Origin of the sequence: Roseobacter sp. HKCCA2468 (genome assembly GCF_037805105.1) — a bacterium.
Lineage (GTDB): Bacteria > Pseudomonadota > Alphaproteobacteria > Rhodobacterales > Rhodobacteraceae > M30B80.
Genome location: NZ_JBBLYN010000001.1, coordinates 1050689 through 1073935 on the forward strand (window position 1 = coordinate 1050689; position 23247 = coordinate 1073935).

A 23247-nucleotide genomic window follows, 5' to 3' on the forward strand; every position below is an offset into this window, starting at 1 on the left:
CGGGACGGCGCCTGTCGTCAAGGCTTATCCATCCAGTTTCTCAGCCGCGAGGATCATACGAATTTCGCGGCGCACCAATTTGCGCAGATTGCTGGTAATCCGTTGCCCCAAATCACCCTGCAATTCCTCGCGGACAACACGCGCAACAAGGGCGCGTAACGCAACTTCGTCTTGCTCGGCCAAGATGAAACCGGCCTCTTTTGCAGCGAACCGCACATGCGGGGCATGGCCCAAGTCATCAACAGGACCCTCCGTTGCAAGATCATCTTCTTGCACCTCTGGCTCGGGCTCGACCGTGTATACAGGGGGGGCCTCCCGTTTGGGCTTGGCCCTCAATGGCGGCGGCGGCGCGGCGAAGAGGGTCAGGGTTTCCACCTCCTCGTCATAGCCATCTTCATCGGCTATCTCGGTTGAGATAAAATTATGATGCCTTTCAGGCGCGTCTTGTTGCACTGCATCTGCCTGATCAGGCAGGGGGTCCGCGGCGGGAGGCATGGCCGCTTGAAGCAAAGCGTCTTTCCGCTCTGGCCCTGCAGGTGACGCGGCGGGGCCGCGCAACCCTTCTGCAGCGGCAGCCAAGGCAGCACCAAGCGCATCTTGCGGCGCGGCTGAAGGCGAAGCGCCGCCATCTGCATAATCCGCCAAGCGATCCTCACGCGCCCAAGCCCGTCCATCGCCAGACGCGTGATCTGCAGGATCCAGGGGGATCACTGTCCAAGGGTTTTCAGGCTCACTCACCCGTTGGCTTGGGGACAGCACCAATTTTTGCTCAACAGCGTCACCCACTGGGCGCGTTGGTCGCAAGCGTGGTTCTGCGCGCAAAGCGCCGCGGCGCTCGGCCGATGACACCGTTTGCGCGGGCGCTGTCTTAGCCACCAAACGGCGGATCGAAGAGAGCACATCCTCTATATCAGCACCGTCTTTATCTTCGCTCATCCCGTCACCCCAAATGCCATCCGCTTTGCGGTCTTGTTGCTGATCCCACCCGCACTGCGGGGCAGAACACTTTGATAATAGCAAAATAGTAAATTATTTATGTATTTATTTAATTATATACTCTGCACGGAAGTCAAACGGCAACGTAAAGAATTCTGCCGATGCGGCAGCTGCGACACGTGACACGGCAGAGCGGATATAAGACCAGTGGCCTAGATGTAAAAAACCCGCCACATGGGGCGGGTTTCATCGGGCCTAATTGCGACTTAGCCGTTTGGGCTTACTCACGCCCTAAGCGTTCCAGAACACCGTCAAGGCGGCTGCCTTGCACCGATGGGCGGCCAAGTGGTGCGCCTGAGAAGCGCGCACCATAGGCGTCAGCATCGTATAGCTCTACATCCAGCCCCATCGCCTCTGCGGTCAGCCCACCCATCGCATTCAAAACGCCGTAGCTTGCCGTATAGAGATCCGTCTGCGCCTGAATGCGGGCTATGCGCGCATCAAGCAAATCTTGTTCCGCATTCAGCACATCAAGCGTTGTGCGCGCACCCAAAGACGCCTCTTCACGGACGCCTTCAAAGGCCAGCTGCGCCGCGTTAATCTGCTGCTCGGTGGCCGCAATTTGCGCCGATGCGATAGAAAGGCGTGCATAAGCATTGCCCAAATTTTGGATGACTGTTGCGGTCTGGCGGCTCAAATTAGATTGAGAGGCCGCAAGATTGGCCAGCGCCGTGCGCTCAAGAGAGGCTAGACGCCCACCTTGGTAAATGGGTTGCGTGATGGTCAGCGACAGACGCTCGCTGTTTCCGATGGTATTGGGGGCCCCTTCCCGCGTGTCTGTCGAGGTCGCGCTCATGGTGACAGTTGGGCCATAGGCGGCACGGGCCGCGGTCAAATTGTGCTGATTGGCCGTCACCTCATGCTGTGCTGCGAGGATCAAGGGGGCTGAGTTGCGCGCAATCACCTCCGCTGCCTCAGCAGACGCAGGTAATTCGGGCCGCGCACCTGGCGCGCCAAGCGCCTCTGGTGCTACGCCCACGGCCAATTGATACAGTTCGCGGCTAATGCTGAGCGTCCCTTGCGCCGCTGCCAAAGCGGATCGTGCCGCGGCCATCTGCGCCTCGGCATGCGCAACATCGGTTCGGGTGGCCTCGCCTAAATCAAAGCGATCTCTAGCGGCACGTAATTGTTCTTCAACCACGCGCAAATTGGATTGACGCACATTCACCACCTGAACATCGCGCCAGACATTCATATAGGCCGTGACAGCATCAAGCAGCACCTGCCCCTCAAGCCCCAAAAGCTGCGCTTGGGTGGCCTCGGCAGAGGCCCGCGCCGCCGCAATCTGAGCGCTGCGACTGCCACTTGCAAACAGCACCAATTCAGCGGTCAGGGCAATGGTTTCAGTCAAGCTGCCTGCCGCGTCCGTGCGCGCCCGCTGTGCGACCATATTCAGGGTGGGTCGCAACGCGGCAACGCGCTGCGCAATGCCTTCATTAGATACTCGCGCAAGATAGCGGTTTTGCTCAAGCAGATCAGAATTTTCATAGGCCGCTTCCATCGCGGCCTGCAACCCTTGCGCGCTTACCTGCCCTGCCCCAATGACGGACAGGGACATGGCCAACGAGACGCCAAGCATCTGAAAGGATTTCTTGATCCGAACACTCACAAGCAACACTCCTTCACGGGGCCCATCGGCACCCCAAATTTACTTCGTGCCGCCGCTGATGCGCGTTCTTAGAGCTGAAACGCCGCTTCGCGCTTGAACCCGTCCAAAACAGGCGCATTGGCATGGCACAACAGCCGCCAATTCATTTGGCCGTCAATTTTGCGCCCAATCCGCAATTCGCAGAGTTGACCAACCGCGAAGATCGCGCCCATGCGGCCACCTTCCTTCAGTTGATCCGTCAGGCTTGGGGGCATGGTTTCAACAGCCCCGTTCACAACTATGACGTCATAGGGGCCATATTTGGTCGCGCCTTCCGCGTGGCTTGCGCAAATCATTGCGGCATTATCAACAGATTGCGCCGCGAAATTTGCTTCTGCCTCTTGGGCAAAGTCGGCATTTTCTTCGACCGCAACCACAGCCTCGGCCATATGGGCCAAAACCGCACTGGAATAACCAAGACCTGCGGCGACATCGAGAACCAGATCACTCGGCCCAATATCGAGCGCGTCCAACATTTTCGCAAAACTGCGGGCTTCAAGGATCACGCGACCTGCCCCAAGGATCAGGTTTTCACCGATATAAGCCACATCCTGCATATCGGCGGGCACATAGGCCTCGCGCGGGATGGCAAGCATGGCATCAATCACTTGGAATTTCGTGACATCTGAGGGGCGCACTTGGGTGTCTACCATCGTGACGCGGCGAGATTTAAAGTCGGCCATTCAACTGAACCAATGAGTCTAGTTTGCGTTGCTCCTGCTATGGCACATGGCGGGCTCTCGTGCAACGCCTGCTGGGCGCTTTGGTGCAAGTTAGGTCTGCTTTGCCGCATCCTTGCCCAAAATTCCCTCGCAATGGGGTGATAGACGCGCGCATCACAATAGATTAACACTTGCGCTAGGGCGGCCTGATTGATGCCCATCTGTCAGTTTATTTGTATTTCGGTTAACCAGTATGACGTCAAAAATCAGCATTGATCTTGGCACGGCCAATACCGTTTTCGTGGATAGCGAGTCGGGCGTGATCTTGGATGAGCCATCTGTCGTGGCGTTTCACATCAAAGACGGGCGCAAAAAGCTATTCGCGGTGGGTGAAGATGCCAAATTAATGCTCGGCAAGACGCCGGAATCGATCCAAGCCTGCCGCCCCCTATCCGATGGGGTCATCGCCGATTTTGATGCCGCGCAAGAAATGATCGGCGCGTTTTTTCGCAAGGCTTTGAACCGCTTCATGCTGCGAAAGCCGATCGTGTATGTCTGCGTGCCATATGGGGCCACCCCCGTTGAAAAGCGTGCGATCAAGCATTCGGTCGAAGCGGCAGGGGCGCGCAAAGTTGGGCTAGTCGAAGAACCGATGGCCGCCGCACTTGGTGCGGGCCTGCCTGTTCTTGACCCACGCGGCGCGATGATTGTCGATATTGGCGGCGGCACAACCGAAGTTGCAGTTCTCTCCTTGGGCGGCATTGTCACAGCACGCTCAGTACGCATTGGGGGTGACCATTTTGATGAGGCTATCTCAAACTTCATCAAGAAGAACTACAATTTGAACGTGGGCGTCTCATCCTGTGAAAAGCTCAAACATGAGATTGGCACCGCCATCTTCCCCGCAGATGGCAAAGGACGCAGCGCCACAGTGCGGGGGCGCGATGCCTTTAATGGCCTGCCCAAAGAGCAAGTTGTGACCGAACAAGATGTGGCCGAGGCGCTGCACCCGCTAATTGAACAGATTTGGACGGCGGTGATGTCACTGCTCGATCAAACACCGCCCGATCTGGCATCGGACATCCATGAATATGGGTTGATGCTTACAGGCGGTGGCGCGGGCCTCAGGGGCATTGACAAAGCCTTGTCTGACCTCACGGGCGTTCCTGCAACCGTGGCCGAAAATCCCAAATATTGCGTGGCCTTTGGCACCCGAATTGCGATGAATTTGGGCAAGCGCATGGAGCACGCCATACAGCGCGATCCATAGGGTCGCAGCGGATTGACCCTTGGCCCTGCAAAGGCATATTATATCATATTGATAATTTTTCTGGATGAATGATGACGCCGTTCTCTCCCACAAGCCCGAATGAACCCAACCTTGACGGCCCACGCGGCACAGCGTCTGCAACAGTCATCCATGCAGGTATGACGATTGAGGGGAAGTTGCGCAGCAATGGCGATGTCGTCATCGAAGGCAGCGTGACGGGCGACATCACGGGTCATAACGTAACCATTGCCCACGGGGCTAAAGTGCGCGGCACAATCACCGCTGACATGGTTAAAATTGATAGCCAGTTCGAGGGCACGATCACCTGTAGAAAGCTGCAAATCGACAGCAACGCACAAGCGCGCGGCGAGTTCAACCAAAACATCCTCGCCGTGGCCTTTGGTGCGCGCTTTGAAGGCAATGTCACCGTGAAGCAGCAATCTAGCATGGCGATAAACGATTGAACCGCGCAGCAATCAATAGGCACGGCATCATGAGCGCAGAGTATGAAAACGCCAATGAACTGGTCTTTGTGTCCAATGCCTCGCAGATGAAACTTGCGCGCAGCATGGATGTTGAGGCGCCATCGACCGAATATTTGCGCAACCTACCCGAATGCGCCGCCGATTACTCAATTTGCCAAGGCATGATCGCAGATTGTTTGATGAGTGACGGTCAATCGCTTGATCTTTCAGGGCTTAACAATTTGGTGGAATTGCCCTCAAGCATCGCCAAATGCAGCAATTTACGCAGCCTGAACATTTCAAACACGCGCGTCACCAGCCTACAGCCTTTGCGCGGCCTGTCTCATCTTGAGCGCGTCTCAGCTTGGGCCACGCCAATTAGTGATCTCAGCCCCTTGGCAGGTATGCGCAGCTTGACTCATCTGCAGCTTGGCGGGACATTTATATCCGACATCACAGCTTTGCGCGAATTGACGGTGCTGCGCTATCTTGATGTATCTCATAGCCGCGTTGCGGATATCAGCCCGTTGAGCCTGTGCAAAGATCTGCGGGAATTGATTCTGCGTGACACCGAAGTTTATGACATCACGCCGATTGCGCGGCTGCAACGGCTTGAGATCCTTGACCTCAGCCTTTGCCCCGTGGATCCATCCATGATCCAAACGGGGCCCCGCATCAAAATCGTGATCCGTGAGGCCGCTGCCGTAGAAAAGCCAAAGCGCAAAGGACTGTTTTCAAGCTAAGCCAACCCGTTCTTCCGCGCGTTTTGCCCTCTTACCACTTGCGCAGGCGCAAACCTTGCAGTAGCACCGCCCCATAGACACCACAGATACCCCGAAGGCGAGTTGGCGGAGTGGTGACGCAGCGGATTGCAAATCCGTGTACACCGGTTCGATTCCGGTACTCGCCTCCACTTCCCCCCAGTTTTAGTATCCCCATACAAAAATCGCCCCAAGCGGGTGGATTGTTCGCGCAATCCATGGATCTATGCAAAAAAGAACGAAAATATTCCGTGAAATCGAAAATTGCGGAACAATTTTCCTCGATCAGCCCTGCTGCGTGACAGGAATTCTGCCGATCCTCCTTGCTTAGAATTTTGGCCGCCTTCGGGGCTGTTTTCTGATGTGCTGTCCCCTTGTCAGTCATGCATTCTCACGTCACATGCAGCGCCGTAATCGTCCCTCTCACCCGAAAAACGAGGCCATGAGATGAAACTTATTGCTTATGCAGCCGCAGCTCTTGTGCTGATGGCGAATGTTGCAGCGGCGCAGTTTGGCCCTTTGGTCAGCCCCGCTGAATTGAACGCCAGCTTGGGCACGAATGCGCCCGTCATCTTGGACATTCGCGCGCCCGCTGCAGCCGAAGGCCAAGAAAATGTGAACACCTACAGCGCAGGCCATATCAAGGGCGCAATCAACGCCCCCTATGGTCGGTTCCGTGGGCCTGCTGAAAATCCTGGCCAATTGCCGAGCGCCGCAGAGCTTACCGCATTGCTACGTGAATTGGGTTTGCGCCAGAACCAGACTGTTGTGATTGCCCATCAAGGCGCGAATGAAACCGATTTCGGTGCCGCGGCGCGTGTTTATTGGACGTTGAAATCCGCAGGTTTCGGAAATCTGTCGATCCTCAATGGCGGCGTTGCCGCATGGACGGAGGCAGGGCTTGCCCTGTCGACCGAGCCAACCACCCCAACACCAAGCACAATCACTGTCACCCTCTCTGATCAGTGGACAGCCACGGCAGAGCAAATCCAGACCGTGATTGCAGGCGACAGCAATGGTTTGTTGCTTGATGCGCGCCCTGAAAGCTTCTGGAACGGCGACCAAAGCCACCCTGCCGCTGCCCGTCCAGGCACGCTGCCGCAGTCGCAATATTTTGTGCATAGCAGCTGGTTCGACAATGGCCCTGCGATTGTGGATGCCGATGCCGCGCGTGCTTTGGCCGAGGCCGAGGGGTTCACGGATGCAGAAACCTTGGTGTCTTTCTGCAACACGGGCCACTGGGCTGCAACCAACTGGTTCGCCCTCTCGGAATTGGCAGGGATTGAGAATGTGAAACTCTACCCCGAATCCATGGTCGGATGGTCGAATGCAGGCTATGAGATGGCCAATGTCCCTGGCCCAATCCGCAACCTGTGGAACCAGATCAAATCGGTTTTCTAAGGAGAGACGCAATGGCGCCGCTGGCCCAAAGCGACCAAAGCAGCCACTTAGACCGCCCCCAACGCCCCGCGCGTTGGGGGCGCCTTGCCTTGCTGATTGGCGCGATTTCTTTTGTTTTGATCCTTGCCGCCGCTGCGGGTGCGCGGTTTGGTCTGCTTTTGCTGATCGGTCTTAGCCTTGGCGCAACGCTTGAAGGGTTGCGGTTCGGCTTTGCGGGGCCGTGGCGCGCGATGATCCTGCGCCGTGATCCATCGGGCCTTTTTGCGCAGCTCTTGGCCATCGCCCTTGTGGCCGCTGTGGCCTTCCCGCTATTGGCCAGCCATTCGGGCGAGTTGATCGGGGCCCATGCGCCCATCGGGTTTGCGATGGTGGGCGGTGCCTTTGTCTTTGGCGTCGCAATGCAAGTGGTTCTGGGCTGTGGCTCTGGCACCTTGGTTAATGCAGGCAGCGGCAATCCGGTGGCTTTGGTCGCGTTACCTTTCTTCGCCATTGGCAGCTTTCTTGGCGCTGCACATCTCAACTGGTGGACGTCACTTGGCACTTTGCCTCTTGTCACGCTTGAGGGCGGCGCGGGCCTTGGCCTGACCCTTATAGGGCTTGGCAGTGTCGCGCTCATCGTGTGGATTTTCGCCGAACAAGGCCAACGCCGCCTGCCCCGCCGTCTTGTGATGGCTGCAATATTGGTCGCTCTCTTGGCACTGGGCAATCTTGTGGTCGCAGGGCAACCTTGGGGCGTGGTTTACGGTCTTGGCCTTTGGGTTGCTAAGGGCGTTAGTACGGCAGGCGTTGATCTGACGCTTAACCCGTTTTGGGGAAGCCCCGCCCATGCTGAACGCATCGCGCAAAGCCTTTTGACCGATGTCACCTCGCTCACCAATCTCGGCCTGATCGGGGGCGCATTCATCGTGGCCGCATGGCGCGCGGGCCTCTCGCAACCAATCCCGCGACTGCCCTTGATTGCGTGGGGTGCTACGATCCTTGCGGGGCTTGCGCTTGGCTACTCCTCACGCCTTGCCTTTGGCTGCAATGTGGGTGCCTTTTTCAGCGGCATTTCCACAGGCAGCCTGCATGGATGGGTTTGGTTTGCAGCAGCCTTTGTTGGATCCATCATCGGTGTGCGTCTGCGCCCGCTTCTACAACTGGAGCCCCGCACATGACAGTGTCTCGCAAACATGGGGTCATCGCGCTGTTCGTGATGATCGGCGCTCTTTTGGCTTTTGATCTTAGCCACAGCGCACCGCTTGATCCATTCCGCGCCCCTGCCATTCTGGCACTGGGTTCAGGTCAAGCCGCCAGCGGCGCGCATTGCGCCGCAGCGCCCGGGTCTTAAAAAGTGACGCGCGAAGGGTCATCTTCGCGCGTCATTGCATCACAACACCTTCGCAATACGATCAAGCGCAGCGAGGATATTCTCGGTGGAATTGGCGTATGAAAAGCGCACATAGCCCTCGCCCATCGCGCCAAAACTTGTGCCCGCCACCGTGGCCACGCCCGCCTCATTCAGGAACAGGTTCTGTGCCTCCACGGCCGTCATGCCAGTGCCCGAGATATTTGGGAATGCATAAAACGCACCCGCCGCATCGGTGCAGGTCACGCCTTTAAGGGTGTTCAACCCCTCAACAATCACTTGTCTGCGCGCATCGAATTGGGCGACCATCTCGCGCACGGCATCTTGAGGGCCATTGAGCGCCGCAATCCCTGCAAATTGCGTAGCGGCATTCACACAGGAATGGTCATTGATGCACAGGCGGGTCACATGCGGCACGCAGGCCTCAGGCCAAACGGCGTAACCCAAACGCCACCCTGTCATCGCATAGGTCTTTGACCACCCATCTAGCATGATCAATCGATCCCGAATTTCGGGATATTGCAGAAGCGAAACATGCTCGCGCCCGCCATAAAGCATGTTGGAATAGATCTCATCCGACATCAGCGCCACATGGGGATGATCCAAAAGACCCGCGACTAACTTGTCGATCTCCTCCTTCGGGGTCACGCCGCCTGTTGGGTTGGCGGGCGAGTTGATGATGATCAACCGCGTCTTGGGCGTGATCTGCGCCAAGACCTCCTCTGCCGAAAAGGAAAACCCGTTTTCCTCGCGCAGCGCAATCGGCACTGGTGTTGCCCCTGAATAGCGGATGACAGATTCGTAAATCGGGAACCCAGGGTTGGGATACATGATCTCGGCGCCAGGCTCTCCGAACATCATCACCGCAAAGAACATCGTGGGCTTGCCCCCAGGAACGGCGACCACACAATCAGGGTTCACCTCTACCCCATGGCGGCGATGCAAATCGGCGGCCACCGCCTCGCGCAGTGCGGGCAGGCCGTTGGCGGGCGTATAGCCATGATGACCATCCCGCAGCGCCTTGATGCCCGCTTCAACGATATGCTCAGGCGTCCGAAAATCGGGCTGACCGATGCCCAGATTGATGATGTCGCGCCCCTCGGCGGCCAAGGCTTGCGCGCGGGCCAAAACGACAAAGGCAGATTCCGTGCCCAAGCGAGACAGGCTTTGGGCGAATTTCAAGTCAGACATGCGCGCTCCCTCTATGATGCGCGGCCAAAATGGCCACTCTTTTTTGGTATACCAAACTTGTGATACCCAAGGCATAGAGCTATGTGAAGAGGGCAGCAACCTCAAGCATGACGCGCGAAGGCTTGCATCTCACAACTCAGGCAAAGGGGCCGAGACATGCAAAAGATCGGAATTATCGGATTGGGATCTATGGGCTATGGGATGGCGCGCAATCTGATCAAGGCGGGTCATCAGGTTTGGGGCCATGATATTAACCCCGATGCGGTCGCGCGACTTGTGGCAGATGGCGCACAAGCAGGCGCGCTCCTAGATCATGCCGAGGCTTTGGACGCGCTAGTTGTGGTCGTGCTCAACGCGGCGCAAACCGAAGCCGTCCTTTTCGACCCTGAGGGCGTGGCGGCGGCGCTTCAACAAAACACGGTGATCCTTTCTTGCGCCACGATCCCCCCTGCTTTTGCCGCCGAAATGGAAGCGCGCGCAGAAAGCGCAGGGCTGCTTTATCTGGACGCGCCAATTTCTGGCGGGGCGATTAAGGCCGCCTCGGGTGAGTTGACGATCATGGCCTCGGGGCGCAAAGCGGCCTTTGATGCCGCAAAGCCCGCGCTCGATGCCATCTCTGCAAAAGTCTTTGAAATGGGCGACCGCGCGGGGGCAGGATCTGCAATGAAGGCCACAAATCAAATGTTGGCAGGTATTCACATCGCCTCAATGGCTGAGGCGATCACCTTTGCGCTGGCGCAGGGCATCTCTCCTGAGCGGTTTTTAGAGGTGGTGTCGCAAAGCGCGGGAACCAGTTGGATGTTAGAAAACCGCGCCCCCCATATCATCGAAGGTGATTATACCCCACGCAGCACCATCAATATCTGGCCCAAAGATTTGGGGATTGTGATGGATATTGCGCAAAACTCGGGCTTTTCCGCCCCGATCACTGAGGCCGCGCTTGCGTTATTCAAAGAGGCCGCAGCGCAGGGTCTTGGGGCAGAGGATGATGCAGCCCTTGCCAAACTCTATGCCAAGGCCGCAGGTCTGACCTTGCCCAAGGGACAATAACACAATGACCACGCTTTTTGGTGCAATTGCCGATGATTTCACTGGCGCCACGGATCTTGCAGGGCTTTTGGCGCGCAGCGGATACCCTGTTTCCTTGCGGATTGGCGTTCCTGATGAACCGCCACAGGACACAAGCCCCTTTGAGGTCATCGCGCTTAAAATCCGCACTGAACCCGTGACAGATGCGGTCGCAGAGGCGCGCGCGGCCCTCGCATGGCTCAAACGCGCGGGGGCACAGCAATATTTTTGGAAATACTGCTCAACCTTCGACTCGACCCCAGAGGGCAATATCGGGCCAGTGGCCGAGGCGATTATGGCCGATCTGGGTGTCGCGCAGACGATCTATTGCCCCGCCTTTCCCGAAAATGGCCGTGCCATTTTCATGGGCAATTTGTTTGTGGGCCAACTGCCCTTGTCAGAAAGCCCGATGAAAGATCACCCCCTGACGCCCATGCGCGACAGCAATCTGATGCGGCTTTTGCAGCCGCAGGTGCGTGGAAAAGTTGGGCTGATTGATCGCCTGACTGTTGCCGCAGGGGCCGCGGCCATTAAAAAAGCTTGTGCAGACTTGGCCGAGAAAAACGTGGCGCATATCGTGGTCGATGCGGTGGAAAATGCCGATCTTGCGCGGATCACCGAGGCCTGCGCCGATATGCGGTTTCTGACGGGCGGCTCTGCGATTACGATGCCGATCCCCCAGATTTATGCCAAGCGCGGCCTACTGGCTGCGCATGAGAAGGAAACCACATCCCGCGACATCGCGCCCGAAGGGATCGTTTTATCTGGCAGTTGCTCTGCCATGACAAATGCACAAGTTGCGCGGTATGAATCCCAAGGAAAGCCCAGTTTCCAGCTTGACCCCCTAAGCCTGAAGGCAAGGGGCCTGCAACCCGCCATGGATTGGCTTGCAGCGCAAGATCTCGCAGCGCAGCCCCTGATCTATGCGACCGCAACACCCGATGCGGTGCGCGCCGCACAAGACCAATTGGGCAAGGCTGAGGCGGGCGCAATCGTTGAGGCGGCACTTGCAGATTTGGCCGTTGCCGCACGCGATCAGGGCGCACGGCGGATTGTGGTCGCGGGCGGGGAAACCTCAGGCGCGGTCACAAAGGCCCTGCGGGTCGACAGGTTAGATATCGGGCCTGAAATTGCCGCAGGCGTGCCATGGTGTTTTTGCACATCAGAGGGGCAGGATATCGCCCTCACCCTCAAATCAGGCAATTTTGGCGCAGAAAGCTTTTTCAGCGATGCTTTCGCAAAATTGGAGGACGCATGAGTTCTGAATCCAAACTGCGCGAGCAGATTTGCCTCTTGGCGAAATCGATGTTCGATCGTGGCCTGACGGGGGGATCAACAGGCAATATCTCCGCCCGCACCGAAGATGGGGGGCTTTTGGTTTCGCCCACAGGCAGTTCCTTTGGGCGGCTTGATCCCGCAGAATTGTCCCGCTTCGATGCAGCGGGCCAACATATCGCGGGCCTGAAACCAACCAAGGAAATGCCGCTTCACAGTGCCTTTTACGAGACACGAAAATCAGCAGGCGCGGTGGTTCATTTACACTCTTGCCATTCTGTGGCGTGGTCAATGATGCCTGAAATTGACCCCGACAATGTGCTGCCGCCGCTGACCCCTTATGCGATCATGAAACTGGGCAAGGTGCAGCTTTTGCCGTTCTTCATGCCAGGCGATGCCGCTATGGGTGAAGCCCTGCGCAGTCTAGGGGGCAAACGCAGCGCCGTTTTGCTAGCCAATCACGGCCCAGTGGTTGCAGGCAAAGATGTCGAGGCCGCCTGCAACGCAATTGAGGAGCTGGAGGAAACAGCCAAGCTTGCGATCATGATGCGTGGCTTTGATGCCCGCGCCTTGACGCCTGCACAGGTGCGCGATGTCGTGCGTAAATTCGAGGTGGAGTGGGAGTGATGCGTTTTTCTGCAAATCTAGGGTTTCTATGGACTGACCGTCCCCTGCCTGATGCCATCCGCGCAGCAAAAGCGGCAGGTTTTGATGCGGTCGAATGTCATTGGCCCTATGCCCATGACCCGCATGATGTGAAGGCCGCCTTAGATGAAACGGGTCTTGAGATGCTTGGGCTCAACACAAGCCGAGGCGATGTTGCAGCTGGCGAAAACGGATTGGCCGCTTTACCCAACCGCGAGGCAGAGGCGCGCGCCGCGATTGATCAATCCCTCGACTATGCCCAGATCATCGGCGCAGGCGCTGTGCATGTAATGGCAGGGTTCGCCAGTGGCGAAAGCGCCCATAAGACCTTTGTAGCCAATCTGCGCCACGCGACCACACAGGCCGCCGAAAAGGGCATCACAATATTGATTGAGCCCCTCAATCACTATGATGCAAAGGGCTATTTCCTTTCGACAACCGCACAAGCGGTCGCCATTATAGAAGAGGTCAAAGCCCCAAATTTGCGGCTGATGTTTGATTGCTATCATGTTCAGTTAATGGAGGGGGATTTGACCAACCGCCTCAGCCGTCTGTTGCCTGTGATCGGGCATATTCAATTTGCCTCTGTGCCTGATCGTGGCACCCCTGATCATGGTGAGGTGAATTATGAGCATATCTTCTCTCATATCGATAGCCTTGGTTGGGCCCGTCCGATAGGTGCAGAATATAAGCCGAAACGCGATACAGGCCTGACCTTAGACTGGATGGCACAGTTTCGCTGATCTCCGCACGTGTTTGGGATTGCGGAGGGTCTTTTTCTGCGCCAAACTGGTATGACCAGTATACCAGAATCATGGCAGCCCATGTCCGAACGCGACCAGATCATACGGCCAAAAAAACTGTCAGACGAAGTCGAAGATCGTCTATTGGCCCTGATCCGCGCCGATGACCTAAAACCAGGTGATGCTTTGCCAAGCGAGCGCGCCTTGATGGCGCGCTATGGCATTGGCCGCCCTGCCATTCGCGAAGCCATGCAAAGCCTGCAGCACAAAGGCGTGATCGATATCCGCCACGGCGGCAAGCCGCGCGTGGCGACCCCATCCTTAGATGGAGTTATTGATCAATTGGGCATTTCCATGCGCCATATTTTGACGCATTCGCACTCCTCTCTCGAACATCTCAAAGAGGCGCGTGTGGCCCTTGAGGTGGAAATGGTGCGCATTGCCGCAGAACGCCGCAGCGCAGATGACTTGAACGATTTAGAACAGCTTTTGCGCGCCCAAGCCGCCGCCAAGCGCGATGTGCCGCTTTTTACCCAAATAGACGGGCAGTTTCACCGCCGCATCTCGGCCATCTCGGGCAACCCGATCTTTGAAACCCTGACCCATGGTGTTTTCTCTTGGATGAGCGCCTTTCATAAAGAACAGGTTCACAAATTGGGCCTAGAGCCACTGACCTTGACCGAACATCGCGCCATTTTGGATGGAATTGCCCGCAAAGATACCAATGCCGCCGCCCGTGCCATGCGCGAGCATTTGGAGCGCGCCAACGCCCTATATCATCAGGATCACGCGCAATGAGCGACAGAATTGAAGCAGATTACCTGATCGAAACCCCGATTGACCCCGCCCGCGCCGCCGCCGTGATGGCGGGCGAGCAAAGCGCGGGCACCTTTGTAAAAGTGCCGGGCGAAACGCCAGAACTACAGGCCCGCGCGGGGGCCCAAGTGGTTTCCCTAACCCCGCTTGATGCAACCGACAGCCCAAGCTTGAGAGGCGGGCAGCAGGGCACGCGCTATCAGCGCGCCAAGGTCACACTCAGTTGGCCCTTGGATAATATCGGCCCTGATTTACCCAACCTCATGGCTACAGTCGCGGGCAATCTTTTCGAATTGGCGCAATTCTCAGGGCTACGTTTGCTTGATCTCCGCCTGCCGCGCGCATTTGCGGAGGCCTATTCTGGCCCAAAATTTGGGATCACCGGCACCCGCAAATTGGCAGGGGTTGCGGATGGCCCGCTGATTGGCACGATTATTAAACCCTCGGTCGGGCTTGACCCGCAGGACACTGCCAAATTGGTCGGCACACTGGCCGAAGCGGGCATTGATTTCATCAAGGATGATGAATTGCAGGCCAATGGCCCCGCCTGCCCCTTCGAGGAGAGGGTGAGCGCGGTGATGGATGTCATCAACGCCCATGCCGACCGCACTGGTAAAAAGGTCATGTATGCCTTCAACCTAACAGGTGAAGTCGATGAGATGCGCGCCCGACATGATTTTGCCCTCTCAAAAGGTGCAACTTGCGTGATGGTCAGCCTCAATTCGGTCGGCGTGGCGGGCTTCTTGGGCCTGTCACGGCATAGCGCGCTGCCTCTCCATGCTCATCGCAACGGATGGGGATATCTCAGCCGTGCCGAATTGCTAGGATGGGACTATGCGGCATGGTCGAAAATCTGGCGCTTGGCGGGGGCAGATCATATGCACGTCAACGGCCTCCAAAACAAATTCAGCGAAAGTGACGCAAGCGTCATCGCCTCGGCCAAATCTCTGCTCACCCCACTCTTTGGCGATGCACCCTGCATCCCGATGCCCGTCTTTTCATCGGGCCAATCCGCGCTGCAACCCCCTGAAACCTATCGCCACCTCGGCCATGCAGATTGCATTTATGCAGCAGGAGGTGGGATTATGGCCCACCCTGACGGGCCGCGTGCAGGTGTCGCGGCATTGCGGCAATCGTGGCAAGCGGCGATGGCGGGCATCCCCGCCGCTGATTACGCCAAATCCCATCCCGAGCTTGCCCGCGCGCTAAAGGCCTATGCGAAATGACACTTCCCGATGGGCCATTAATTGCCTTTTTGGGCGATGATTTCACAGGCTCCGCCGCCACGATGGAGGTGTTGAGTTTTGCAGGCCTGCCAACGGTGCTGTTCCTTGCGCCCCCAACAAAGGCGCAAGCGGCCCGATTTGGCGCGATGCGGGGCATTGGCATTGCCACCACCGCGCGCAGCCAATCACCCGATTGGATGGCCAGACATCTGCCACCCCTTTTTGCACATTTGGCCGCTACGGGCGCGCCCCTGTTGCATTACAAAACCTGCTCCACCTTGGACAGCGCACCGCATACAGGCTCGATCGGCAAGGCAGTTGAATTAGCCCTCACGGTGCGCGGCAGCGATTGGGTTTCTTGCTTGATCGCCGCACCACCTCTGCGGCGTTACCAAGCCTTTGGTCAGCTATTTGCCGCCGCAGGGGACGCCGTCTATCGGCTTGATCGCCACCCTGTGATGGCATCCCACCCCGTAACCCCGATGCAAGAGGCCGATGTGGCCATGCATCTGCGGAAGCAAACCAACCTGCCGCTTGCGACACTGACGCTTGAGCATCTCAACCCCACAGGCCTTGCATCCTTGCGCGCAAATGCGCCCGCGAAAATCATAACGCTTGATTGCATCGACATGGATCACGCGGCGCAACTGGGCGCGTTGATCTGGGATGCCGCAGAGGCGGATGGACATCTGGCAATAGGATCGCAGGGGGTGGAATATGCACTGGTGGCCCATTGGCAAAAATCGGGCCTTATCCCCCCGCCCGAACCCGCCCCAAGTTTTGGCAAAGTGGATCAGGTGATTGCGATTTCGGGCTCTGTCTCACCCACCACTGCGGCGCAAATTGCCCGCGCTGAAGAAGATGGGTTTGTCGTCATCCCACTGGACGCTGCCGCACTGATCAAGGGCGGCGATAGCGCCAAGCGGGCTGTGACCGACAGCTATGAAGCCGCACGCGCCGCGCTCTCCCAAGGGCGCGATCCGCTGATTTGCAGCGCGCGCGGGCCAGATGACCCGGCCGTTGCGGCCATGCGCGCGGCGCTGTCAGCATCTCAGCATACACCGCATGAGGCCAATGCGCTTATTGGCACAAGTCTCGGCGCGCTTCTGCGTGATCTTTTGCGCGGCACGGGCCTTGCGCGCGCGATCATCGCAGGCGGCGACACATCAGGCTTTGCCGCTCAAGCGCTCGGGTTGTTTGCCCTCACCGCGATTGGCGCAACCACGGCAGGCGCGGCCCTTTTGAAAGGGCATAGCGACACCCCCGAATTCGATGGTTTGGAATTGGCCCTAAAGGGCGGGCAAATGGGCAGCCCTGATTATTTCTCTTGGATCAAAAACGGCGCGCGTGCCGAAGCGAAAGGATAGATCATGACAAAAATTGCACTTCTTGGTGCGGGCGGCAAAATGGGTGTGCGGATTGCGCGCAACCTGATGCAAAGCAGCTATCATCTTGCCCCTGTCGAAGTGACCGAAGCAGGCCAAGCACGCCTTAAGTCGGAAACGGGGCTTGACTGTGTGGCCGCTGAAACCGCCCTTGGCGATGCGGATGTTGTTGTCATGGCTGTGCCAGATCGCCTGATCGGCAAAATCGCGCATGGCTTTGTGGATCAATTGAAATCTGGCGCGGCCGTGATCGTGTTGGATGCTGCCGCACCCTATGCAGGTCAGATGCCCGTGCGCGAAGATGTCACTTATTTCTGCACGCATCCCTGCCACCCCCATATCCTAGAGGCACATGACAGCATTGCCGCGCAGGAGGATTATTTTGGTGGGATCGCAGCACCACAGGGCATTGTTTGCGCGCTGATCCAAGGGCCAGAGCCGCATTATGCGCTATGTGAAGATATCGCCAAAGTGATCTATGCTCCCGTTGCGCGCTCGCATCGGTGCAGCCTTGAAAATATTGCTGTTCTGGAACCCGCCCTGTCTGAGACGGTCGGGGCAACCATGGCCTTGGCGCTGCGCGAGGCAACAGATCGCGCCGTATCCATGGGCATCCCTGAGGCGGCCGCACATGATTTCATCTTAGGCCATCTCAAAATTGAATTGGCCATCGCCTTTGGCATCTTCCCTGAGGGCAAATTTTCAGACGGGGCCTTGATGGCGATTGATAAAGCGCGCTCTGTGATCTTCCAACCCGATTGGCTAGATCGCGTCTTTGATCTGGCCGCCGTCAAGAAATCCGTCACTGAAATCTGCGAGGGCTAAGCGCGCAACCGCCCTGCTTTCGGATTGACACCGCCTACGGGCGGGGACAAGGTTTGGTATACCATATTTACCTAAGGGAGATCCTCACATGACCCAGACGCTGGCCATCGGCGCTTATAGCGAGAGCGATATTGCAGGGCTGAAAGCCGCGTTTGACCCCATTTTTCTGGATACGCCCGCCGATCTTGCGGGCGTTGACGCCAGCAAAAGGGCCAGCATCCATGCGCTTGCGTTCAAAGGGCATACGGCCTTTGGCGGCGCAGAAATGGATTTGCTGCCCGACCTCAAGCTGATTGCGAATTATGGGGTGGGGTATGATGCGATTGACATCCCCGCCGCGAATGCGCGCGGGATCAAAGTGACAAACACGCCTGAGGTGTTGAACGATGATGTCGCCGATATTGCCGTTGGGATGCTCTTGATGCAGGTGCGCGAGATGACCCAAGCGGCAGATTGGGCACGCTCGGGGCAATGGAAAACGGGCGGGGAGTATCGCCTGAACCGCAAATTCTCAGGCGGGCGTGTGGGCATTGTCGGGCTTGGGCGGATCGGCCGCGAAATCGCCAATCGGTTGGCCGCGTTCAAAATGGATATCCATTACTATGCGCGCAGCGAGAAAGAGACGCCAAATTGGACGTATCACGCGGATCCCGTCAGTCTTGCTGGCGCCGTGGATTATCTGATTGTGGCCCTTGTGGGTGGGCCTGATACCGCGAAATTCGTCTCGCGCGAGGTCATTGCGGCGCTTGGCCCGCGTGCCATTATCGTCAATATCTCGCGCGGCAGCACGATTGACGAAGACGCGATGCTAGAGGCGTTAGAGCAGGGCAAGATCGGTGGCGCTGCGTTGGATGTGTTCCTCAACGAGCCCAATATCAACCCACGTTTCTATGACCTGCCCAATGTGGTGATCCAACCCCATCAAGGGTCAGGCACAGTCGAGACGCGCGAGGCGATGGCGGCGTTGCAGCGCGACAATATCCATGCGCTGATGAAGGGGGCCGCATTGATCACGCCCGTCAATTGACCGCAGATAAAAACCCCCGCCATGGCGGGGATTTTCTTTACAGATCGCGCAGGCCTTAGGCAGCGGGCTTATCGTCTTCGAGATAATAGCGAATATTATCCTCGAAACTTTCATCGGCTGTGAGGCCCAGTTTGAGCGCCTTTTCAGGGCGCAAATCAAACCGCCACCCTTTGACGATCTCTTGGATGGCGGGCTGCGCCTCAAAACGGATCAGCTTGGCAGGCTCAGGCCCCGCGACAGCCGTCATCGCGTCAATCATCTGGCGGATTGTCCACATCTTGCCTGGCATCATCATGCAGCGGTTTTGGCCCAATTCAGCGGCCTCAATCTCAGCCCCGCGAATAAGGTTTTCGACACATTTGCGCGGTGACAGATAGAAATGCGGGAAATCATCGCTGACCGGGCAAATTGCCTCTTGCCCATTGAGCGGCTCGCGCAAAATCGATGACATGAAGCTAGACGCGGCGCGATTGGGTTTGCCAGGCCGCACCGATATGGTGGGCAAACGGAAGCCGCGCCCATCAATATAGCCTTTGCGGCTGAAATCATTGACCAACAATTCCCCCATGGCTTTTTGCGCCCCGTATGAGGTTTGGGGGTTGAGGAAACTATGATCCAAAATCGGGTCTGGCACCTCGCCGCCGTAAACCGCGATGGACGATGTAAAGACCACCACTGGTTTCGTCTGCAATTCGCGCGCGCGCTGTAACACGTTCAGCGTGCCCATCAAATTGATCGACAGCCCTGCGTCAAAATCTTCTTCTGCATGGGCAGAGACAATGGCAGCAAGCAGATAGATCACATCCACATCCGCCCCTAGCGTGGCCGCGACCGAGGCAGGGTTGCTGATATCACAGGCCACGCACTCCACGTCAAACGGGGCCTCGACCATGGCGGGGTCGACAATATCGGCCAAGGTGATCTTGCGGATCGCTTTCCCCCGCAACTGCCCGCGCGCGGCCAAGGATCGGGCCAATTTTTGCCCAACGACACCGCCGCCGCCAATAATCAGAATATGCATTACGTTTCTCCCTCAAAAATCTGTGGCACCAAGGCCCCGCGATATTGGATCACCTGACCCGCAAGCTGCATCGCGGCCAATGCCGCCTCCTCTAGGGCTCGACCTTGCGCCACATGGGCCACGAAAGCCGCGCCAAAACTGTCACCTGCGGCGGTGCTGTCGACCACATGGTCAACGGGCTGACAGGGCAAAACACGCACCCCGCCTGCGTCATCCCACAATTGCACATCCCCTGCGCCATCTTTGAGCGCGATGATATGCGCCCCTACCTTGCGATAGCGGGCAATCGTATCTGTGGCTGTCGCGCCCTCGAACAGGATTTGCTCTTCATCGAATGATGGCAAAATAATATCGGCCACGGCCGCGCCCGCCATCATGCCCGCTTGCATGGTCGCGTGGTCCTCCCACAAACGGGGGCGAAGGTTCGTGTCAAAGGCGATCAAGGCCCCTTCTGAGCGCGCCCGCGCTAAAGCGGCACATAGGGACGCGCGTCCCTCAGGCGAAAGAATTGCGAGGGTGATGCCCGAGAAATAGATCACATCGCGCCCCGCCAGAGTGGCATGAAGCCATGCGGGATCATCGGCTAGGCAGCGCGCAGCAGATTGACTGCGCCAATAAGAAAAGCTGCGTTCGCCCTGATCAAGGCTGATCATATATAGCCCCACTGTGCGCTCGGGGATCACGCGCAGCGCATCCGTGTCAATGCCACCTGCGGCCATAAAGGCCTGCATCTCGCCCGAGGCCGCATCTGCCCCGATGCAACTGCCATAGGCGACCGACCATGTGGGCGGCAAAATGCGGCGCGCATACCATGCGGTGTTGAATGTATCCCCCGCAAAGCCACGCCGATAGAGGCCGCCGCCCTGATCGGACAGCTCGACCATACATTCCCCCAAAGAGATGAAGGACGACCCCATTAAATCAATCCGCGCTGTGCCAAATTGCGCATCAAGGCCGCCGTGCCAAAGCACCATTCAGGGCATTCGGTCGACAGCCGCACCGTGTTTTGCAAAGACCCCAGCCGCGCTTCGGTGATCGTCACCACATCATCCCCGTGATGAGTAAAGCCCTGGCCTGCCGCGTCACGATCTTTGACAGGGGCAAACATCGTGCCCAAGAACAGGAAAAACCCGTCAGGATATTGGTGATGCCGCCCAATGGTCTGGGCCACGATATCAGCAGGGTCGCGGCTGATCTTGGTCATGGAAGAATGCCCTTCCAGAACGAACCCATCCGTGCCCTCAACCCGCATGGACAGCTCCGCCGTTCGGATATCATCAAGGCTAAAGCTGTCATCAAACAGGCGCAGGAAGGGGCCGATTGAACAGGAAGCATTATTGTCCTTGGCCTTCCCCAAGAGAAGCGCAGAGCGCCCTTCGACATCGCGCAGATTGACATCGTTGCCAAGCGTGGCCCCAACAATCGCACCCTTGGAATTGATCGCCAAAACAATCTCAGGCTCAGGGTTGTTCCAACTGGACATCGGGTGCAGCCCCACAAGGGCACCATAACCCACCGACCCCATGGGTTGGGATTTGGTGAAAACTTCGGCGTCAGGGCCAATGCCGACCTCTAGATATTGCGACCAAAGCCCCTCATCTTGAAGAACCGTTTTCACCTTCATCGCTGCGTCTGATCCGGGCTTAATACCCGACAAACTGTCGCCAATCACCGCCTTTACACGGGCGCGGATCCCGTCAGCCAAATCTGCATTGCCTGCCGCCTGTTCCTCTATCACCCGCTCAACCATGCTTTCGGCGAAGGTCACGCCAGAGGCTTTGATCGCCTGCAAATCAGGCGGGGCCAAAAGGCGCAAGGCATTGGCATCACCGGTTTGCGCGGCAGCAAGGCTGCTTGCGACCAGATCGTCAAGACCGCAGATCACCTCGCCCTTGGCAGCACGGGCAGTTTCCGCAGGATGATCGCCTTCAAGAAGGTCATGCATGGTGGGGCAGGCACGGCTTGTGATATCAACCACACCCCCCCCCTCAAGCCGCACAAGCGCAGGCCCAAGATCAGGACGCCAGACGCGGCCCACATAAATTCCTTTTGGATCAAAATCTTTTACGGAAATCATGCTTTGCCCTTTCCTATTGCGCTGGAAACATCTTGTTTGGATTAAGGATATTCTTGGGGTCAAATGCGGTTTTAATCGCCCGCATATAAGCCACCGCTGCGCCATGTTCGGCATTCATGAATTTGACCTTACCAAGGCCAATCCCATGCTCGCCCGAAACAGTGCCCCCCAAGCGCAGCGCAGTTTCAGCCAAGGCCGTGGTGAATTTTTCAGCCCGCTCCATTTCATCAGGATCATTGGGATCAACACTAAGACCAGCGTGGAAATTTCCATCGCCAACATGGCCAACAATCGTTGCGGTCAGCCCCATGGAGTTTGCATCGCGTTGCGCCTGCAACACGGCCTCTGCCAGTTTTGAGATCGGCACGCACACATCCGTGGGCCAGATATGGCCGCCCTGCCCTAAGGCCGCACTGGCATAATGGGAATTATGGCGGATCGCCCAAAGGGCATTGCGCGCTTCGGTGGTGGTGGCTGTCTCAAACCCATCTGCGCCAAACTCCCCCGCGATATCCGAGAAGGCCTCCATCTGCTCCTTGACGCCCGCATCGGTGCCGTGAAATTCCAAAAATAAATGCGGGATTTCGGGGAAGTCTGATTTTGCATAGGCGTTAAAGCCGCGCACCATCATCTCATCCACCAATTCAATCCGCGCCATGGGGATGCCCGACTGGATCGTTAAGATCACACAATTGACCGCATCCTCAACGCTTGGAAAACGGCAGGTTGCGGCCGCGATTGCCTCGGGGACGCCGTGCAATTTCAAGGTCAATTCCGTGATAATGCCCAGCGTGCCTTCCGAGCCAATCAACAGATGGGCAAGGTCATAGCCAGTCGAAGATTTGCGCGCCCCTGATCCTGCGCGGATAATCGTGCCATCGGCCATCACGGCCTCAAGGGCAAGGACGTTCTCGCGCATCGTTCCGTAGCGCACCGCGGTTGTGCCAGAGGCGCGGGTGGCGGCCATCCCCCCGACTGACGCATCTGCGCCGGGATCGACCGAGAAAAACAACCCCGTTGCGCGCAATTCCTCGTTCAGGGCTTTGCGCGTAATGCCAGGCTGCACAGTCACCTTCAGATCTTCGGCATCCAAGGACAGCACGCGCGCCATGCGCGACATATCCAAGCTGATCCCCCCTGCAACGGCAAGATGCTGACCCTCAAGGGACGAGGCCGCGCCATAAGCCACCACAGGGCATCCCTGCGCATGGCAAATTTTGAGGATTTGCGATACTTCCTCGGTCGTCTCAGGATAGGCGACCGCATCGGGCGGCGTATTGGGATAATATGTCTCGTTTTGGCCATGCAGGGTCAAATCAGCCGCACTCGTGACCAAGCGATCGCCCAACAAATCGCACAATGCAACAATGGTCTGTGAATGATCCGCCATCTCATCCC

23 protein-coding genes and 1 tRNA gene are annotated in these 23247 nt (G+C 57.5%); 16 read left to right on the forward strand and 8 right to left on the reverse strand.

Features of this window, described 5'->3' with window-relative positions; genetic code table 11:
• Window positions 1-24 precede the first annotated feature (24 nt).
• The 3 genes from AAC620_RS05260 to AAC620_RS05270 form a co-directional block, all read right to left on the reverse strand.
• Window positions 25-936 (reverse strand): hypothetical protein, encoded by a 912-nt coding sequence (locus AAC620_RS05260; protein WP_340243186.1) that lies wholly within the window; start codon window positions 934-936, stop codon window positions 25-27.
• A 280-nt stretch (window positions 937-1216) separates the two neighbouring features.
• Window positions 1217-2605, reverse strand: coding sequence for a TolC family outer membrane protein (locus AAC620_RS05265; protein WP_340243188.1), 1389 nt, complete (start codon window positions 2603-2605; stop codon window positions 1217-1219).
• Window positions 2606-2673: 68 nt separating this feature from the next.
• Complete coding sequence (locus AAC620_RS05270) at window positions 2674-3327, reverse strand: protein-L-isoaspartate O-methyltransferase family protein (RefSeq protein WP_340243190.1); 654 nt, start codon at window positions 3325-3327, stop codon at window positions 2674-2676.
• A 232-nt stretch (window positions 3328-3559) separates the two neighbouring features.
• On the opposite strand from AAC620_RS05270, the gene AAC620_RS05275 reads away from it, so the two are divergent.
• From AAC620_RS05275 to AAC620_RS05305, 7 genes are all read left to right on the forward strand, one after another.
• Window positions 3560-4576 carry a rod shape-determining protein gene (locus tag AAC620_RS05275; protein ID WP_340243191.1) on the forward strand — a complete coding sequence of 339 codons (1017 nt, stop codon included), beginning with the start codon at window positions 3560-3562 and terminating at the stop codon, window positions 4574-4576.
• Window positions 4577-4644: 68 nt separating this feature from the next.
• On the forward strand, window positions 4645-5040 hold the full coding sequence (locus tag AAC620_RS05280) for a bactofilin family protein (RefSeq protein WP_340243193.1): 396 nt from the start codon (window positions 4645-4647) through the stop codon (window positions 5038-5040).
• Window positions 5041-5069: 29 nt separating this feature from the next.
• The gene (locus tag AAC620_RS05285; RefSeq protein WP_340243195.1) at window positions 5070-5783 is read left to right on the forward strand and encodes a leucine-rich repeat domain-containing protein; all 714 of its coding nucleotides are present in this window, start codon (window positions 5070-5072) and stop codon (window positions 5781-5783) included.
• Window positions 5784-5879: 96 nt separating this feature from the next.
• Window positions 5880-5953: transfer RNA gene (locus AAC620_RS05290), tRNA-Cys, on the forward strand.
• Between the two features lie 295 nt (window positions 5954-6248).
• Window positions 6249-7202, forward strand: coding sequence for a sulfurtransferase (locus tag AAC620_RS05295; protein ID WP_340243197.1), 954 nt, complete (start codon window positions 6249-6251; stop codon window positions 7200-7202).
• A gap of 11 nt (window positions 7203-7213) precedes the next feature.
• Window positions 7214-8359: a YeeE/YedE thiosulfate transporter family protein gene (locus tag AAC620_RS05300; RefSeq protein WP_340243199.1), complete on the forward strand. Its 1146-nt coding sequence runs from the start codon at window positions 7214-7216 to the stop codon at window positions 8357-8359.
• Entirely contained in the window at window positions 8356-8532 is a 177-nt protein-coding gene (locus AAC620_RS05305) for a hypothetical protein (RefSeq protein WP_340243201.1), read from the forward strand. The genes AAC620_RS05300 and AAC620_RS05305 overlap by 4 nt, the downstream gene beginning before the upstream one ends.
• Window positions 8533-8571: 39 nt before the next feature.
• On the opposite strand, the gene AAC620_RS05310 is transcribed toward AAC620_RS05305, so the two are convergent.
• Window positions 8572-9741, reverse strand: a complete 1170-nt coding sequence (locus AAC620_RS05310; protein ID WP_340243203.1) for a pyridoxal phosphate-dependent aminotransferase — start codon at window positions 9739-9741, stop codon at window positions 8572-8574.
• 156 nt (window positions 9742-9897) lie between these two features.
• Here AAC620_RS05310 and ltnD point away from each other — a divergent pair, with 156 nt between their 5' ends.
• The 9 genes from ltnD (at window position 9898) to AAC620_RS05355 (ending at window position 18751) form a co-directional block, all read left to right on the forward strand.
• Window positions 9898-10791, forward strand: a complete 894-nt coding sequence (ltnD, locus tag AAC620_RS05315; protein ID WP_340243206.1) for an L-threonate dehydrogenase — start codon at window positions 9898-9900, stop codon at window positions 10789-10791.
• 4 nt (window positions 10792-10795) lie between these two features.
• Complete coding sequence (gene otnK, locus AAC620_RS05320; RefSeq protein ID WP_340243208.1) at window positions 10796-12067, forward strand: 3-oxo-tetronate kinase; 1272 nt, start codon at window positions 10796-10798, stop codon at window positions 12065-12067.
• Window positions 12064-12711: a 3-oxo-tetronate 4-phosphate decarboxylase gene (gene otnC, locus AAC620_RS05325; protein ID WP_340243209.1), complete on the forward strand. Its 648-nt coding sequence runs from the start codon at window positions 12064-12066 to the stop codon at window positions 12709-12711. The genes otnK and otnC overlap by 4 nt, the downstream gene beginning before the upstream one ends.
• On the forward strand, window positions 12711-13472 hold the full coding sequence (locus tag AAC620_RS05330) for a hydroxypyruvate isomerase family protein (RefSeq protein ID WP_340243210.1): 762 nt from the start codon (window positions 12711-12713) through the stop codon (window positions 13470-13472). The genes otnC and AAC620_RS05330 overlap by 1 nt, the downstream gene beginning before the upstream one ends.
• 51 nt (window positions 13473-13523) lie before the next feature.
• On the forward strand, window positions 13524-14270 hold the full coding sequence (nanR, locus tag AAC620_RS05335; RefSeq protein ID WP_340243212.1) for a transcriptional regulator NanR: 747 nt from the start codon (window positions 13524-13526) through the stop codon (window positions 14268-14270).
• The gene (locus tag AAC620_RS05340; protein ID WP_340243214.1) at window positions 14267-15514 is read left to right on the forward strand and encodes a ribulose-bisphosphate carboxylase large subunit family protein; all 1248 of its coding nucleotides are present in this window, start codon (window positions 14267-14269) and stop codon (window positions 15512-15514) included. Before nanR ends, AAC620_RS05340 begins: the two co-directional genes overlap by 4 nt.
• Complete coding sequence (locus AAC620_RS05345) at window positions 15511-16881, forward strand: four-carbon acid sugar kinase family protein (RefSeq protein WP_340243216.1); 1371 nt, start codon at window positions 15511-15513, stop codon at window positions 16879-16881. The genes AAC620_RS05340 and AAC620_RS05345 overlap by 4 nt, the downstream gene beginning before the upstream one ends.
• Window positions 16882-16884: 3 nt before the next feature.
• Window positions 16885-17724 (forward strand): phosphogluconate dehydrogenase C-terminal domain-containing protein, encoded by an 840-nt coding sequence (locus tag AAC620_RS05350; protein ID WP_340243218.1) that lies wholly within the window; start codon window positions 16885-16887, stop codon window positions 17722-17724.
• An 88-nt stretch (window positions 17725-17812) separates the two neighbouring features.
• Window positions 17813-18751, forward strand: a complete 939-nt coding sequence (locus AAC620_RS05355) for a 2-hydroxyacid dehydrogenase (protein WP_340243219.1) — start codon at window positions 17813-17815, stop codon at window positions 18749-18751.
• Between the two features lie 55 nt (window positions 18752-18806).
• Here the strand turns inward: AAC620_RS05355 and denD are convergent, their stop codons facing one another.
• From denD to AAC620_RS05375, 4 genes are read right to left on the reverse strand one after another with little or no spacing between them, the layout of a single operon-like run.
• The gene (gene denD, locus AAC620_RS05360) at window positions 18807-19772 is read right to left on the reverse strand and encodes a D-erythronate dehydrogenase (protein ID WP_340243220.1); all 966 of its coding nucleotides are present in this window, start codon (window positions 19770-19772) and stop codon (window positions 18807-18809) included.
• Window positions 19772-20746: a sugar kinase gene (locus AAC620_RS05365; protein WP_445322437.1), complete on the reverse strand. Its 975-nt coding sequence runs from the start codon at window positions 20744-20746 to the stop codon at window positions 19772-19774. The genes denD and AAC620_RS05365 overlap by 1 nt, the downstream gene beginning before the upstream one ends.
• The gene (locus tag AAC620_RS05370; RefSeq protein WP_340243222.1) at window positions 20689-21849 is read right to left on the reverse strand and encodes a fumarylacetoacetate hydrolase family protein; all 1161 of its coding nucleotides are present in this window, start codon (window positions 21847-21849) and stop codon (window positions 20689-20691) included. Before AAC620_RS05370 ends, AAC620_RS05365 begins: the two co-directional genes overlap by 58 nt.
• A 13-nt stretch (window positions 21850-21862) precedes the next feature.
• Window positions 21863-23239, reverse strand: a complete 1377-nt coding sequence (locus tag AAC620_RS05375; RefSeq protein ID WP_340243224.1) for an FAD-binding oxidoreductase — start codon at window positions 23237-23239, stop codon at window positions 21863-21865.
• Window positions 23240-23247 lie beyond the last annotated feature (8 nt).

Excerpts from the sequence above, each read along its gene's own strand:
- AAC620_RS05260 (WP_340243186.1), bottom strand. The coding sequence starts at position 936 with ATGAGCGAAGATAAAGACGGTGCTGATATAGAGGATGTGCTCTCTTCG.
- AAC620_RS05270 (WP_340243190.1), bottom strand. The coding sequence starts at position 3,327 with ATGGCCGACTTTAAATCTCGCCGCGTCACGATGGTAGACACCCAAGTG.
- AAC620_RS05275 (WP_340243191.1), top strand. The coding sequence starts at position 3,560 with ATGACGTCAAAAATCAGCATTGATCTTGGCACGGCCAATACCGTTTTC.
- AAC620_RS05280 (WP_340243193.1), top strand. The coding sequence starts at position 4,645 with ATGATGACGCCGTTCTCTCCCACAAGCCCGAATGAACCCAACCTTGAC.
- AAC620_RS05285 (WP_340243195.1), top strand. The coding sequence starts at position 5,070 with ATGAGCGCAGAGTATGAAAACGCCAATGAACTGGTCTTTGTGTCCAAT.
- AAC620_RS05295 (WP_340243197.1), top strand. The coding sequence starts at position 6,249 with ATGAAACTTATTGCTTATGCAGCCGCAGCTCTTGTGCTGATGGCGAAT.
- AAC620_RS05300 (WP_340243199.1), top strand. The coding sequence starts at position 7,214 with ATGGCGCCGCTGGCCCAAAGCGACCAAAGCAGCCACTTAGACCGCCCC.
- AAC620_RS05305 (WP_340243201.1), top strand. The coding sequence starts at position 8,356 with ATGACAGTGTCTCGCAAACATGGGGTCATCGCGCTGTTCGTGATGATC.
- AAC620_RS05310 (WP_340243203.1), bottom strand. The coding sequence starts at position 9,741 with ATGTCTGACTTGAAATTCGCCCAAAGCCTGTCTCGCTTGGGCACGGAA.
- ltnD (WP_340243206.1), top strand. The coding sequence starts at position 9,898 with ATGCAAAAGATCGGAATTATCGGATTGGGATCTATGGGCTATGGGATG.
- otnK (WP_340243208.1), top strand. The coding sequence starts at position 10,796 with ATGACCACGCTTTTTGGTGCAATTGCCGATGATTTCACTGGCGCCACG.
- otnC (WP_340243209.1), top strand. The coding sequence starts at position 12,064 with ATGAGTTCTGAATCCAAACTGCGCGAGCAGATTTGCCTCTTGGCGAAA.
- AAC620_RS05330 (WP_340243210.1), top strand. The coding sequence starts at position 12,711 with ATGCGTTTTTCTGCAAATCTAGGGTTTCTATGGACTGACCGTCCCCTG.
- nanR (WP_340243212.1), top strand. The coding sequence starts at position 13,524 with ATGACCAGTATACCAGAATCATGGCAGCCCATGTCCGAACGCGACCAG.
- AAC620_RS05340 (WP_340243214.1), top strand. The coding sequence starts at position 14,267 with ATGAGCGACAGAATTGAAGCAGATTACCTGATCGAAACCCCGATTGAC.
- AAC620_RS05345 (WP_340243216.1), top strand. The coding sequence starts at position 15,511 with ATGACACTTCCCGATGGGCCATTAATTGCCTTTTTGGGCGATGATTTC.
- AAC620_RS05350 (WP_340243218.1), top strand. The coding sequence starts at position 16,885 with ATGACAAAAATTGCACTTCTTGGTGCGGGCGGCAAAATGGGTGTGCGG.
- AAC620_RS05355 (WP_340243219.1), top strand. The coding sequence starts at position 17,813 with ATGACCCAGACGCTGGCCATCGGCGCTTATAGCGAGAGCGATATTGCA.
- denD (WP_340243220.1), bottom strand. The coding sequence starts at position 19,772 with ATGCATATTCTGATTATTGGCGGCGGCGGTGTCGTTGGGCAAAAATTG.
- AAC620_RS05365 (WP_445322437.1), bottom strand. The coding sequence starts at position 20,746 with ATGGTGCTTTGGCACGGCGGCCTTGATGCGCAATTTGGCACAGCGCGG.
- AAC620_RS05370 (WP_340243222.1), bottom strand. The coding sequence starts at position 21,849 with ATGATTTCCGTAAAAGATTTTGATCCAAAAGGAATTTATGTGGGCCGC.
- AAC620_RS05375 (WP_340243224.1), bottom strand. The coding sequence starts at position 23,239 with ATGGCGGATCATTCACAGACCATTGTTGCATTGTGCGATTTGTTGGGC.